15 protein-coding genes are annotated in these 13,508 nt (G+C 52.5%); 9 read left to right on the plus strand and 6 right to left on the minus strand.

Features of this window, described 5'->3' with window-relative positions; all coding sequences use genetic code 11:
• The first annotated feature begins 10 nt into the window (after positions 1-10).
• Complete coding sequence (locus tag CLV58_RS14485; protein ID WP_106138543.1) at positions 11-940, plus strand: bestrophin family protein; 930 nt, start codon at positions 11-13, stop codon at positions 938-940.
• Between the two features lie 79 nt (positions 941-1,019).
• On the opposite strand, the gene CLV58_RS14490 is transcribed toward CLV58_RS14485, so the two are convergent.
• A complete protein-coding gene (locus tag CLV58_RS14490; RefSeq protein ID WP_106138544.1) occupies positions 1,020-1,325 on the minus strand; it encodes a rhodanese-like domain-containing protein in 306 nt (101 codons plus the stop codon).
• Between the two features lie 9 nt (positions 1,326-1,334).
• A complete protein-coding gene (locus tag CLV58_RS14495) occupies positions 1,335-2,159 on the minus strand; it encodes an RpnC/YadD family protein (protein ID WP_106138545.1) in 825 nt (274 codons plus the stop codon).
• A gap of 161 nt (positions 2,160-2,320) precedes the next feature.
• Between CLV58_RS14495 and htpG the strand changes: the two genes are divergently transcribed.
• Positions 2,321-4,150 (plus strand): molecular chaperone HtpG, encoded by a 1,830-nt coding sequence (gene htpG, locus CLV58_RS14500; RefSeq protein WP_106138546.1) that lies wholly within the window; start codon positions 2,321-2,323, stop codon positions 4,148-4,150.
• Positions 4,151-4,623: 473 nt separating this feature from the next.
• Positions 4,624-5,067: a response regulator gene (locus CLV58_RS14505; protein WP_106138547.1), complete on the plus strand. Its 444-nt coding sequence runs from the start codon at positions 4,624-4,626 to the stop codon at positions 5,065-5,067.
• 9 nt (positions 5,068-5,076) lie between these two features.
• Here CLV58_RS14505 and CLV58_RS14510 read toward each other — a convergent pair whose 3' ends face one another.
• The gene (locus tag CLV58_RS14510; protein ID WP_106138548.1) at positions 5,077-5,661 is read right to left on the minus strand and encodes a DUF4126 domain-containing protein; all 585 of its coding nucleotides are present in this window, start codon (positions 5,659-5,661) and stop codon (positions 5,077-5,079) included.
• Between the two features lie 52 nt (positions 5,662-5,713).
• Positions 5,714-7,225: an ATP-dependent DNA helicase gene (locus tag CLV58_RS14515; RefSeq protein ID WP_106138549.1), complete on the minus strand. Its 1,512-nt coding sequence runs from the start codon at positions 7,223-7,225 to the stop codon at positions 5,714-5,716.
• Between the two features lie 57 nt (positions 7,226-7,282).
• Here CLV58_RS14515 and CLV58_RS14520 point away from each other — a divergent pair, with 57 nt between their 5' ends.
• The 4 genes from CLV58_RS14520 (at position 7,283) to coaD (ending at position 9,837) form a co-directional block, all read left to right on the plus strand.
• Complete coding sequence (locus CLV58_RS14520) at positions 7,283-7,720, plus strand: CBS domain-containing protein (protein WP_106138550.1); 438 nt, start codon at positions 7,283-7,285, stop codon at positions 7,718-7,720.
• 145 nt (positions 7,721-7,865) lie between these two features.
• Complete coding sequence (locus CLV58_RS14525) at positions 7,866-8,366, plus strand: NUDIX domain-containing protein (RefSeq protein ID WP_106138551.1); 501 nt, start codon at positions 7,866-7,868, stop codon at positions 8,364-8,366.
• 103 nt (positions 8,367-8,469) lie between these two features.
• Positions 8,470-9,345 carry a DUF3822 family protein gene (locus CLV58_RS14530; RefSeq protein WP_106138552.1) on the plus strand — a complete coding sequence of 292 codons (876 nt, stop codon included), beginning with the start codon at positions 8,470-8,472 and terminating at the stop codon, positions 9,343-9,345.
• Positions 9,346-9,378: 33 nt separating this feature from the next.
• Entirely contained in the window at positions 9,379-9,837 is a 459-nt protein-coding gene (coaD, locus tag CLV58_RS14535) for a pantetheine-phosphate adenylyltransferase (RefSeq protein ID WP_106138553.1), read from the plus strand.
• A 79-nt stretch (positions 9,838-9,916) separates the two neighbouring features.
• Here the strand turns inward: coaD and CLV58_RS14540 are convergent, their stop codons facing one another.
• The gene (locus CLV58_RS14540) at positions 9,917-10,606 is read right to left on the minus strand and encodes an NUDIX hydrolase (protein ID WP_106138554.1); all 690 of its coding nucleotides are present in this window, start codon (positions 10,604-10,606) and stop codon (positions 9,917-9,919) included.
• Positions 10,607-10,727: 121 nt separating this feature from the next.
• On the opposite strand from CLV58_RS14540, the gene CLV58_RS14545 reads away from it, so the two are divergent.
• Both CLV58_RS14545 and CLV58_RS14550 read left to right on the plus strand, forming a co-directional pair.
• Complete coding sequence (locus CLV58_RS14545) at positions 10,728-12,014, plus strand: hemolysin family protein (protein WP_106138555.1); 1,287 nt, start codon at positions 10,728-10,730, stop codon at positions 12,012-12,014.
• Positions 12,015-12,101: 87 nt separating this feature from the next.
• Positions 12,102-12,425, plus strand: coding sequence for a hypothetical protein (locus CLV58_RS14550; RefSeq protein WP_106138556.1), 324 nt, complete (start codon positions 12,102-12,104; stop codon positions 12,423-12,425).
• Here the strand turns inward: CLV58_RS14550 and CLV58_RS14555 are convergent.
• The gene (locus CLV58_RS14555; RefSeq protein WP_106138557.1) at positions 12,415-13,476 is read right to left on the minus strand and encodes a CobW family GTP-binding protein; all 1,062 of its coding nucleotides are present in this window, start codon (positions 13,474-13,476) and stop codon (positions 12,415-12,417) included. The genes CLV58_RS14550 and CLV58_RS14555 overlap by 11 nt on opposite strands.
• Positions 13,477-13,508 lie beyond the last annotated feature (32 nt).

Genomic DNA, 13,508 nt, shown 5'->3' on the forward strand with positions numbered 1-13,508 from the left:
AAACGCTACCATGATTCTTTACAAAGCGAAAAGCTGGCTACCCGCCGTCTGGCATTTCCATACCGGCCCAACTGCACTGGCCCTGTTCCGACGACTGGGCATTGTCCTGATTTACGTGGTCGTCGTAACCACGGTCGAACTACATTATTTCGACATTCGGTTGAAGGATACGCCGAGTTCATTCTTATCGGCGATGGGTATCCTGCTCAGCCTGCTGCTGATCTACCGGACCAATACGGCCTATGATCGGTTTTATGAAGGGCGTACAGCTTGGGGCGCGCTGGTCAACAACAGCCGAAACCTGGCGCTTTATTTCAATGCGGTGCTACCGGCCGATCGGCATGAGGATCGGCTGTTTTTCGCCAAAATGATATCCAACTTTCCGTTTGCGCTGAAGAACCACCTGCGGGGCAGTACGAGCGTCGACGAACTGGAGTTATTGACAGATGAAAACAGCAAAACGCTGGCCCGCTTCGATTACAAACCCGGTGGCGTATCCAGCCTGCTCTGGAACAGGTCGGAAGGGCTGTATCGGGAGGGGATGCTATCTACCTCGCAGCACATCAACCTGAATCAGCGGCTGACGGCGTTGATGGACGTAGCGGGAATCTGTGACCGGATCAAGAGTACGCCAATCCCGTTTTCGTACAACCTGTTTATCAAGCTGTTCATTACGCTTTATGTGGCGGTTCTGCCCTTCACGATCATTCAGGCATTCGAGTACATGACCATTCCGGCGGTATTGCTTACCTCGTATATCCTGGTTGGCCTGGAATTGATCGGTGAGGAGATTGAAGATCCGTTTGGTGTCGACCGGAACGATCTGCCGCTCAGCCAGATCAGTCAGCTGATTCGGGTCAACGTACACGATATTCTGGATTTCGACTTGCCACAGGCTGAAAAGCTGGCCGCCAAACCCGGCTTTATCATCGTCACATAGGGTTTATTGACAGGATTACAGGATTGACATGATTTATCACTTAAAAAAATAAATCATGTCAATCCTGTAATCCTGTCCATTACACATCGCCAATCAGGCCACCGTGCAGGTGGTAGAGTGTGTGTTGCTGGAATTCAGGCTGGCGACGCAGTTCTTTGACGGCGATGCGACTGCGGGTGCCATTAGAGCACACGACGATCAGCGGGTCGAACCCAGTTAGTTCGGCTTTCCGGGCGCGAATGTCGGGCAGGGGCAGATTCAGGCCACCGAGGTTAAACTCGTCAAACTCCCATTCGTCGCGTACGTCGAGTAACAAAGCACCGGACTGTTGCCGCAGCGACTCAAGTTCATCTAGGGAAATATCAATATAAGCAGGCTCGCTCAAAACCGTACACTATTGGGCTGACAGCCTTTTTTTAACAGTCTCAACGAATGTAACGGTCGTTTCAGTCAGACTTGCAATGCGTTCGACGCTAAAGTCTGTCTGTAACAATAGATTACGAACCAAAATCCGTTTCCCTTCCTCCAGTCCCTTTCGCTCACCTTTCACATAGAAAGGATCTCCCTGCTCGTTTATGTAATGTGCCAGATTGTCCATAGTGGATTCGAAAAGTGGTCGTAATTTACGCAATTGGACCAGCACCCGCAACTGAGTGATGTAACGCTGAAAGTCCAGCGAGCTAGTGGCTGTCTGATCTAGCCGAATCAGTACATTCGTCAATACTTCTGACGAATCGGGCGGGCTAAAATTACCCAGTACCGCAAGCAAAATTTCTTCTGGTACATCCGACGATAAAAACAACCGGTAATCAAGCTGCTGAAAGTGTACCAGATTGTAACGAAATGATAAGTCGCCACTAACCAGCGATGTAGTCATTCTTGGTATTAACTGACCCAGATAAAGCACATACTGTTTGACCGGAAGTTCATACCGCTCTAAAAGCATAGCGCAGTAAGAGTGCATGCGATGAATCATTTTAGGCTCATCTGCCACTTGGAACTCCAGATGCAGAATAAATGTGTTGCCTGCCTGATCAGTGATGCGTTTCAGCGCGTCGGGTTTGCGTTCTTTCGTATGTTGAATATCGTCGGGAATTTCGTCCGAACTAAACACCTGAATGTGCAATACCTTTTCGATCAGTGCTGGAATTGAGGCTTCTAAGTTCTCTTTTAGGATTTTGTCGTATTGACTACTTTGACGGGAATGGTGGGTGTTCATAGGTACGGCAGAATCGGATACTAGACACAAACTTATGGATTAGTTACATGGCTGTGTCGCATTCTTGCTGTCAATCTGTCAGTCTATGCCGGAACTGGAATAGCCTTTGTCAGTACCCAAGCACACGATTTTACTGTTCGATTCCCTGACAAAGTTGCCTTATGGAAACCGTACAAAACGAAAAGGGGCAGATCTCGATTCATACCGAGAACATTTTCCCAATCATCAAGAAGTTCCTGTATTCAGACCACGAAATTTTCCTGCGGGAACTGGTCTCCAATGCCGTCGACGCGACACAGAAGCTGAAGCAACTGTCGTCGTTTGGTGAGTTCAACGGCGAACTGAATGATCTGAAAGTAACGGTCTCGCTCGACGAAGAAGCCAAAACCATTACCATTAGTGACAATGGTATCGGTATGACTGCCGAGGAGATCAAGAAATACATCAATCAGATTGCGTTCTCCGGCGCGTCGGATTTTCTGGAGAAATACAAAGACAAAACCGACGACAAAGGGCAGATTATCGGTCACTTCGGGCTTGGCTTCTATTCGGCATTCATGGTCGCCAAAGACGTGGAGATCGTGACGAAGTCGTACCGCGACGGGGCCGAAGCCGTCCGGTGGGTGTGCGATGGATCGACGGAGTATGAACTGACGGCGGCCGAACGAGCCGAACGGGGTACCGATATAATTCTGCACGTTGCTGAAGACTCCGAAGAGTTTTTAGACAAAAGCCGGATTCGCGGTATCCTCGACAAATACGCCCGTTTCCTGCCGGTACCGGTGGAATTTGATGGCAACGTAATCAACAATACCGCGCCGATCTGGACCAAATCGCCATCGGAACTGACCGACGAGGATTACAAAGCGTTCTACCGGGAGTTGTACCCAATGGGGGAGGAGCCACTGTTCTGGATTCACCTTAACGTGGATTATCCGTTCAATTTGACGGGTATCCTGTACTTCCCACGCGTTAAGAACGAATTGCGGTTTCAGCGGGAAAAGATTCAGCTCTACAGCCGGCAGGTATTTATCACCGACGAGGTGAAAGACGTAGTGCCCGACTTCCTGATGATGCTCCACGGCGTAATCGACTCGCCGGATATCCCGCTAAACGTATCGCGCAGCTTCCTACAGGCCGATTCCAACGTTAAGAAGATCAACGGCTACATCACGCGGAAGGTCGCCGACAAGCTGAACGATTTGTTCAAGGAAGACCGGAAAGGATTCGAAGAGAAGTTCGACGACATCGGTCTGTTCATCAAATACGGTATCCTGAGCGACGATAAGTTCTGGGAGCGGGCCAAGAATTTTGTCCTGCTAAAAGGAACGGATAACAGCTATTCGACCATCGATGAATACCGCGAAAAAACGCAGGCCAATCAGACCGACAAATCCGATACGCTGATCTGGCTGTACACGACCGACCGCAAGCAGCAGGATGCTTACATCGGCTCGGCGACCCGGCGCGGATACGACGTGCTGTTGATGGATAACGTCATCGATGCCCACTTTATCAACGCGCTGGAGTCGAAGCTGGACAAAGTACGACTGCAACGTGTCGATGCTGATACGCTCGATAAATTGATCGACAAAGACATCAACAACGAAAGTGTGCTGTCGACCGACGATCAAACGAAGGTGAAAGAGCTGTATGAAAAAACGCTCGATAACAAGATGTTGACGGTGAGCGTGGTCTCGATGCCTGCCGACGAACTGCCGGTTACGATTACACAGCCGGAGTTTATGCGTCGGATGAAGGATATGTCGGCCCTTTCGGGCGAACAGTCGTTCTACGGCAACATGCCCGTTATGTACAATGTCGCTGTCAACGCAAACCATCCCCTGATTGGTCGGTTGTTGGCGGAGACTGACGAAGCTGCGCAGCAGGCGCTGGCCAAGCAGACGTACGATCTGGCGCTGCTGGCGCAGAATATGCTGACGGGCGCTGACCTGACGGCCTTCGTACAGCGTACGGTTGCGGGCCTGTAGACGATAGCTCCGCAGTACAACGCAAAAGAGCGACTCGATCGGGTCGCTCTTTTGCGTTTCAACGGCCAGTATTTTTCATGACTATTTTTTGTCGCTGATTAAACCCGGATGATGATTTGTAGTCTAACTGCGAAGAATAGATCGATATAGTGGACTTAACTTCGTTACAGCATGGCCGGGGGCGTACAGTACATTGCGGAATGAGCCCTATATTCGTACAATATTAGTTTATCGCCATTAGTCTACAGTTGTAGAGTAATAATAAAGGGAACAGGTTGGTTCCTGCTATTCATTGGGCGGTAGAAATCGACAGGTTGCGGAAAATCGTACGTTTGATCGTGTCAGCACAAACCGCGTATAGCGTTTGCCGTTGTTACTGATTTTGCGGTAAAGGGTGTTCACACTGTTTTCGTTATCATTGTAAATCAATAAGCAACAGACGTAGGGTCCGGGCGGGCTCTTTATGAATAGTTATGTCACAAACGCAGTTTCCTATTCTGCTGGTTGACGACGATGCTCAGATTGCCGACGTGCTGGTAAGGGCTGCGCAATCTAGTTTTCCGGAAGCCTCGTTTATCTACGTAGCCAGTTTTGAAGAGGCAAAAGCATACATCGATGATCTGGAAGGTCGCGGACCTAAAATCGTATTGCTTGATATCGATTTGAAAGGAGCGGTAGACGGCCTGGATTTTCTGGCCATGTTACGGGCGCACCCCAAGGGGCGGTTGTTACCTGTCGTGATGCTGTCAGGGTCGAAAACACCCAAACAGGTCGAGCGTTCGTACGCTTTTGGCGCGTCAGCGTTTACGGTTAAGCCGTACTCGTACAGCGACTGGAAGATGTACTTGCACAACCTGCGCACGTATTGGTTCGAAACCGTAACCCTGCTTGACTTCCGACATCGGCGGGACTCCTGATCACATTGTTTACGCCTGCGAACGTCGGGTGAACCAGACCCGGCGTCGGGCGGCAAGACGGGCCATAAAGAACAGCAGAACAACGACCAGTACGACGAACGCGAAGAGCGGCAGGAAAATCGACAGTAACGACAGGCCGAAGGACGCTACGTTTTCGCCGGTCGCCACTACCGGGTTTGCCAATCCACCCGTGGTAGCCGTGGAACCCAGCCGGAGCAGGCTTGTTCCGGCCTGAATGATACCTGCCGAGCCACCGCCCATAATCAGACCAAGTCCCCAGTGAAACACTGGGTTGTCGATGGGCAGCAGGGCCGTGCTGAGTAGGGTGCCGGCGATGATCGACGCGGGGGTAGCCACCGTGTCGAGCAAATTATCGAGCCAGGGAATATAATAAGCACCCAGCTCAAATACGGTAGCCACGGTCAGGCCAAACAAGGCCGGCGTCTGACTGAGCCATTCAAAACCCGGCATTGGGTTGATATACCCCAGGCGTGTTGCCAGGCTGGCCAGCAGCAGCGGTACGAAGACCCGAAAACCGCAGCAGGCCGCCAGACCGATACCCAGGCAGGCGCTCATAATCCATTCGATAGACATAGGTGTTGGTTACTTGTTTCCCCTATGCCTAACCGATTTCAGCGCGAAGGGTTTAGCCAAAGAACTGTGGGTTGAAATTCATCAGATACACTTCGGCAGTGGCGCGGGTTAGTGCCGTGTACAGCCAGCGGACAAATTCGTGGTTGACCTGCCCTTCCGGCAAAAAGCCCTGATCGATGAATACGGCGTCCCATTGGCCACCCTGCGCCTTGTGGCAGGTTAGTGCGTAGGCGAATTTCACCTGCAGGGCGTTCAGGTACGGATCGCGCCGGATGGCTTCAGACCGCTCTTTCTTGCTTTTGATGTAGAAATAATCCTGCGAAACGCTCTCGTACAACGCCTTCGACTGCTCCTGTGTGAGCGATGGTACGGCGGAGTGCAGCGTATCGAGGAGGATCTTCGCTTCAAATTCGGGGTGGTCTTCGTAGTCGACCAGCCGCATGGTAACCGTAGCAAATCGAAAGCCGTGCATCTCCTCATGCCGCCGGACTTTCTGCACCTCGACAAATTCGCCGTTGGCTAGAAAGCCCGCCGGTGAATCCTCACCCAGAATCGTGTAGTTGTTCCGGGCAATCATCAGCATATCACCCGCATCGAGTTCGTCTTCGCACTGATCGATCATGCGTCGAACGAATTGGTTGTACTGGACGGCTGTTTTGTTCGACCGACAGATAATGGCCGTGTTCTCGCGACCGTACTTGTTGTAGGCGTACCGCACGCCATCTTCCAGCTTGGTCAGCGGCATTTTGAAAATATCGTTGAACGAGCGGACGTTAAGCTTAATCGGTGCGGCCTCCGCTGAAACGGGTGCCGCACCGTCATTGAGCAGCGCGTCGAAACCAACCGCTTTGGGCGTCGGGTCGCCGGTGCCGATACCTTGTTCCGCCAGCAACAGGCGCAGGTCGGTCGCGTTGTAAAGAATACCCGACTCTTCATCCTGCCGCATCACCTCGGTTAGTTCCTGCTCGTAGACGTGCATGTCGAACGAACTGGCCAGAAACCCCCGGTCGAGGGCGGGGCTGACGTCGCGTCCCACGGGCGGTAACTGCGCTGTATCGCCGACAAGCATCAGCTTGTTGCCGGGGTTCTCGAAGACAAACTCAATTAGGTCGGTCAGTAGCCCTTTGCCACCGAAATCGGCTTCGTCGGAGATCATCGAAGCCTCGTCGACAATGAACAGCGTGTCTTCGTGATAATTCTTCTGCCGTTGAAAGGCCAGCGATCCCGAGCCGGGGTCGGCCACCTGCCGGTAGATTTTCCGGTGAATCGTCTGCGCCTGCTTTTTGGAATAGCTGGCCATCACTTTGGCGGCCCGCCCGGTCGGTGCCAAAAGCACGGATTTATAGCCGAAACGGGGAAGCACTTTGATCAGTGTGCCGACAAGGGTGGTTTTGCCCGTTCCGGCGTACCCCCGCAGCAGAAAGCAGTCGCGGTATGGGTCAAGTTCAGGATTGTCGGTACTGATGAAGGAGCCAATCTGATCGAAGAAAGCCAGCTGCCCGGACGTGGGTTTGAAAGGGAAACGTTTGGCCAATAAACTGGCCGCCGTCTGGGTATCGTTCATGCTACTAATTTACGAAAAAACGATTATATTCACCCGCCACATAACCCCCTCATTACGATGAAAATAAGCCAAATTCTACAGGGAAAGTCTATCAATGCGCTGTTCTCGGTTGGCTCGGGAGAAACTGTACTCGATGCGCTGAAATTGATGGCCGAAAAAAACATTGGGGCCGTGCTGGTCGTCGACAATGGTGAGCTGACGGGGATCTTTTCTGAACGCGATTATGCCCGCAAAATCGTGCTGAAGGGCCGCCATTCCGACGATACGCTGGTGCGCGACGTCATGACGCCTAACGTGATTACCATCGAACCGGAACAGCGGCTGGAAGACTGCATGCAGATCATGTCCGATAAGCACATCCGGCACCTACCCGTCATGGAAGCGGGTAAACTCATCGGTATCATCTCGATCAACGACGTCGTAACGGCCATCATCCGCGACCAGAAAACGCGCATCGACTCGCTGGAAAGCTATATCTCCGGTAGCCCATACTAATACCGGTTCGACGGTTTTCGGTATACGGTTTACACACGTATCATGGGATTGGTAGCAGCGATACGAACGACTCCGTAAACCGTGTACTGAAAACCGCAAACCAAAGAAATCCACTACCTTTGCGTCCCAAAATATTGATTTTGCTGTGACGCAGGTACTTGATAAACCCCGGCAGGAAGTGATTACGCTGTACGGAAACCGGTTGCGGCTGCGCGTCTGCGGCCTGTATCGTCAGGACGATCAGTTGCTGATGGTACGCCACCGGGGCATCGGCCCGACAAATACGTTCTGGTGCCCGCCGGGTGGGGGTGCGCAATTTGGCGAAGCCGCCCCTGACGCGCTGGTTCGGGAGTTCTCCGAAGAAACCGGTCTCGACATACGCGTGGGTGAACTGCTGTTTGTCAATGAGTTTATGCTGCCTCCGCTACATGCACTCGAACTGTTTTTTCGCGTCGATGCGCAGGGTGGTCAGCTGTTGGCCGGGACCGACCCGGAGATGAGCCCCGACGGGCAGATCATCGAAGAAGTACGGCTGATGTCGTTCGATGAGATAAAATCGTATCCTCCCCACGAAGTACACGCAATGTTCCGGTACTGTCAGTCGCTCGACGACGTGTTCGCGCTACGCGGCTATTTACCCCGTTGACGCGGTAAACCGCCCGTTTCGATAGACCATGGATAGTTCATTCCCTAAAAGTTAGTATGTTGTAACGTCAAACGATTGCTTCGTTCCTGTGCAGATCCTCCCGATGCCTACACCTACCATCAGTATCCGCTCTGACCAGTTTGGCCCGGAGCATTCGGCACGGGCGGTGCTCTGTCTGGAAGCAGGCCACGATCGGTTCCGGTTTATGGCGATGGATGGGCAGGGGCGGGGCCAGTGGCTGGAAGATTACGCCTTCCCCTCGCTACTAACGGAGCGAGCACCTACTGACCTGTTGACGGATATCTTCCGCGACCATCCCCTGCTGACGGCCGGACCGTGGCATGAGATTCGGATCAGTATCAATACGCCCTCGTTTACGCTGGTACCGCAGCCTCTGTACCGGAAAGAATATGCAGGTAGTTACCTGGCACTGATGCGGGGCAATGAGTTACCTGCTTATGAGTTTGCGCAGGCTTATCGGCACGAAAGCGAAGGTTTTCTGTCGGTGTTCAGCCTGAGCCACGCGTTAGCCGATTTTTTCTCGGAAGCCTATCCGTTGCAGCCGATGACGTTTGTGCATCAGGCGGGTGCCTTGCTCGAAGCAACAGCCGCGCTCAGTAAGCAGGCTTCCGACGAGTCGCCGGTGTATTTGTATTTCGAAGACGAGTTTGTCACAGTCATTAGCCGTGCCGGAGGGAAACTGACCTACTGTAATCGGTTTGGCTACAAAAACGCGCAGGATCTAACCTATTACGTGCTGTATATTCTGACCGAGCTGTCGATAAATCCCGAAACGGTGGTCGTTATGTTGTATGGTGAGATCACCCCGTTCGCCGAGCAGTATACGGAATTAAGCCGGTTTCTGGCCCATCTTCGATTTGGGACTTATCCCACAGCCCTGACGCTGAGCGACGATTTCAGCGACCTGCCTGACCATCGTTACCTAAGCTTGTACGGACTTTGTCTGATGGGAGACTAGACGCGCTGTCGTCGCAACTGCTCCCTGTCATCTATGAAAAAAATAGCGTTGTTTCCTGGCTCGTTCGATCCGTTCACCCGTGGTCACGAAGATATTGTCCGGCGCGGACTGAAACTGTTTGATGAGGTCGTCATCGGCATCGGCAAAAACGCCCGCAAGGACCGGTATTTTCCGCTGGAGCAGATGATTGGCTTGATCGAAGAAGCGTTTGCGGGTGAGCCGGCCGTTCGGGTGATCAGTTACGACGACCTGACGGCCACCGTAGCCCGCGACATTGGTGCCCGCTTCCTGTTGCGCGGATTGCGCAACACCACCGACTTCGAGTACGAAAACGGTATTTCGCAGGTAAACCGCTACATATACGAAGACGTCGAAACGGTCTTTTTGATTACGTCGCCCGAATTGTCACCCATCAGTTCGAGTATTATTCGCGACTTGCACCGATACGGGAAAAACGTCGACCCGTTCCTGCCGTATAAATTGGTGGAATGATTGAGTGATGGAATGATTGAATGAGTTCATGCGCCAGCCCATTCAATTATTCCATCATTCTATCACTCAATCAGTCTATTTATTTCTGGCTTTCTTCGACGACGAAGCGGATTGAGCTGAACGAGTTCGTGAGCGCCTGCTGCGTTTGGCGTGAGTCGAGCCAGGCGAGTTGTTCGATGCCTTCTTCCGCTTGCGGAGCCATGTTAGCATCGCTGACGACTGTCATGTGGTACCACTTCGTACGCTTCAGAATCCGGCTACCGTTGAGGGCGTAGTTGTGCCAGGTCGTGCAGATACGTTCGCCCACACGGACACGCACGCCCGTTTCTTCTTCAACTTCGCGGGCGGCTCCTTCGCGCGACGATTCGCCACCGTCGAGTTTGCCTTTGGGTAGATCCCAGACACCCCGCCGAAACATCATCAGGATTTTGTTGTCTTTTCCAACGACACCGCCGGCCGCTTTGATGATCTTGAAGTTTTTCTTAACAGCCGCTTCACAGTCGGACTTGCTGATACAACCCAGCGTAATCGATAGCAAGTGGCCCGATTTCGTTTTCTGAAGGAGCGCCAGCAGTTTGTCGACGGTGACAGGCGTGGCATTTAGAATGAGCAAGTGCCCAATCAGTGCTTCTCCTTTGAGCGCAGTCAGTCGGGCATCGATGGTATTGTCAAAATCTGTCGTTGAAGGCTGCGTAGGCGACCCTGTCAGGCGAGTCGCCGTTTTCAGACCGATGAGCCGCAGGGGGCGGTCGTCAATAAAGACAATCATGCAGGAAAAATAAATAAGTAACAGGGCAAAAGTAACGAAACGGGCGGTCTAATAGGCTGCTATCTGGGGCGGAAACCTGCCCTATTATGCTATTTTTGCGCCGGGCCAATCCTCTCCCTGTGTGGAACTACTAATAATTCTGTTGCTGACGATTCTGAATGGGGTGTTTTCCATGTCAGAAATTGCCCTTGTTTCCTCTCGAAAATCGCGGTTCGAAGCGGCCGCGAAAAATGGCGATCGACAGGCGCAGAATGCACTTGACCTGGCCAATGCTCCCAACCGCTTTCTGTCGACCGTACAAATCGGTATCACACTGATCGGTTTACTGACGGGTATTTTCTCCGGCGACAGTGTCACAACCGATGTCGAAAATTACGTCGCCCAGATTGCCATTCTGAAACCATACGCGCACTCGGTCTCGGTGGTGCTGGTGCTGATCGTGCTGACTTACGTGTCGCTGGTGCTGGGTGAACTCGTCCCGAAGCGGATCGGTCTGTCGAACCCCGAAGGCATCGCTAAAACGATGGCGGCTCCCATGATGCTGGTGTCAAAACTGACGTCGCCCTTCATTGCACTGCTGACGTTCTCCAGTGATACGCTGATTAAACTACTGGGTATCAAGCCCAACGACAGCGCCGTAACGGAAGAGGAAATCAAAAGTCTGATTCAGGAAGGAACGACGGGTGGGGCCATCGAAGAAATCGAGCAGGAGATCGTGCAGAACGTCTTTCAGCTTGGCGACCGTAAGATCACGTCGCTGATGACCAACCGGCAGGAGATCGTGTACCTCGATCTGGAAGACGATGTCGAGGAGAATAAAGCAAAAATTACGGAATACCGGCACTCGGTGTTCCCGCTCTGTAACGGCGGTGTCGATGAAGTCGTCGGGTTGATTTATACCAAAGATTTTCTGGGCAAAGACCTTGATACGGAACTGCTTCGGTTGAACGACCTGAAACGCGACGCGCTCTTTGTACCGGAAAACAACCGGGCCTATCAGGTGCTGGAACGGTTCCGCGAACGCCGGCAGTACGTCGGGGTTATCGTCGATGAATACGGGGGAGTGTTGGGTATTGTTACGCTCAACGACATTCTGGACGTACTGGTTGGTGACATTGATGACAATACGGACGACTACGAAATCAGGAAGCGTGACGACGGTAGCTTCCTGATCGACGCGCAATTGCCGTTCGAGGATTTTCTGTCGTACTTCGACATTACGATTACCCCTCAGAATCGCCGGGACCTGACCGGATTCGATACGCTGGGTGGATTTGCCCTGCATATCCTGAAGGATATTCCGCAGACTGGTGAGCAGTTTGCGTGGCAGTCGTACCGTTTTGAAATTGTCGACATGGACAAAAGCCGTATCGATAAGATCATGGTTTGGAAGGCTGCTGAAGACTAGGAGGCCAAACAGTCTGGCCCGGTGGCGCGTTTAGCTGTCATGAATTAGTAACGATCAGTGCATACTGAACAGCTAAACACAACACGTATGAGCACCAACGACAACAGCGAGCGCCCGCTCCGCAACGTACCCTCCGGCCTGGACAACGATCCAAACGCCGACGAAGAAATCATCAACCAGCAACGGGACAAAACGGCGACTGACTTAGAACCTGCCGACGCCGATCCCGCGCCGATTGCAGCCGACAACCTATCGGACAACATCGCCTACGCACTCGATGGTAGCGGTCCCGGCCCAACGGGTGCCAAACCACAGGTCGAGGAGCATAAACCCATAAGCGAAGGCGTTACCGGAGCCAATCTGGAGGAGGAAGAAGAAAATCTGGCGAAGAAAATCAAGCTTAAAGAGTAGGCGTTTTCAGCAGCGTAGTCGAGTTGGTAATCTGCCACGACGATTCTTTCGACAGGCACTGACGGAGCATTTTCTCGAAGTCTTCCGGCTTCAGCAATTTGCCGATGATGACCACGCGGCTAAGCTGCTCTTCGTCTTCCTGCCAGGGTGTTCCTTCCAGTAACGTTATATTTTTCCCCACCGATTGAATGATCCACCGCTCCTTGCGGGTCTGGTCATAAATAATACCCTTGACACGGTAAATGTCCTGCCCCTGAAATAGCAGCAAGGTCATCAGTCGGTGGTACAAGCTCGTCAGGTCCATCGATTCCGTGAAGCGGAAGCTGAGCGAGACAATGTCGCTGTGCTTATGATGATGGTGATTAGAACCCGATGCCGATGAACGTGGTTTGACAACCGGCACCTTCGCGACCGGCCGGCTGGGGGTGAACCGACCGGGTTTATCAGGCGCAATCGCTGTTCGGGTGAACGCCATGATCGCTTCGATCGGATAGTCCTCTTTGTGCCCCGTCAGAATCTGCGCCATCGGATTCATTCCCTGTAGCATCTCGACAAGCTTCGCCAGATACACCGTCGACACCCGGTCTGTTTTGTTGATAACAATCAGGTCGCTGAACGAAATCTGGGCGATGGCTTCCTCCGTATCGCGCAGCTGATCTTCCACCAGTTCCGCGTCGACAAGGCAGACAACGCGTTTCAGACTAAAATCACGTTGCACAGCTGGCAACATCAGAAAGGGGAGTGCTACGTTGGCCGGATCGGCGATACCGGTAGTCTCGATAATCAGTTCATCGAACCGGTCGCTTCGGTCGTTCAATTCCTCAAGCACAGTCAACAGGTCGTCGTTGAGCGAGCAGCATAGACAGCCATTGCTCAGCTCAACGATGTCGACGTCGGGGCGGATGACCATATCGCCGTCGATGCCTTCTTTCCCAAATTCATTCTCGATCAGGGCAAAGCGCGTGTGCGGGCGCGTATTCATCAGCGCGTTGAGTAGCGTCGTTTTGCCGGCCCCCAGGAAACCGGTTAGTATCGTTACGTCTTTTGGCATCGCATTAATTCAGGTATACCCTACTGTATGTC

This window comes from Spirosoma oryzae, assembly GCF_003002825.1.
GTDB lineage: Bacteria > Bacteroidota > Bacteroidia > Cytophagales > Spirosomataceae > Spirosoma > Spirosoma oryzae.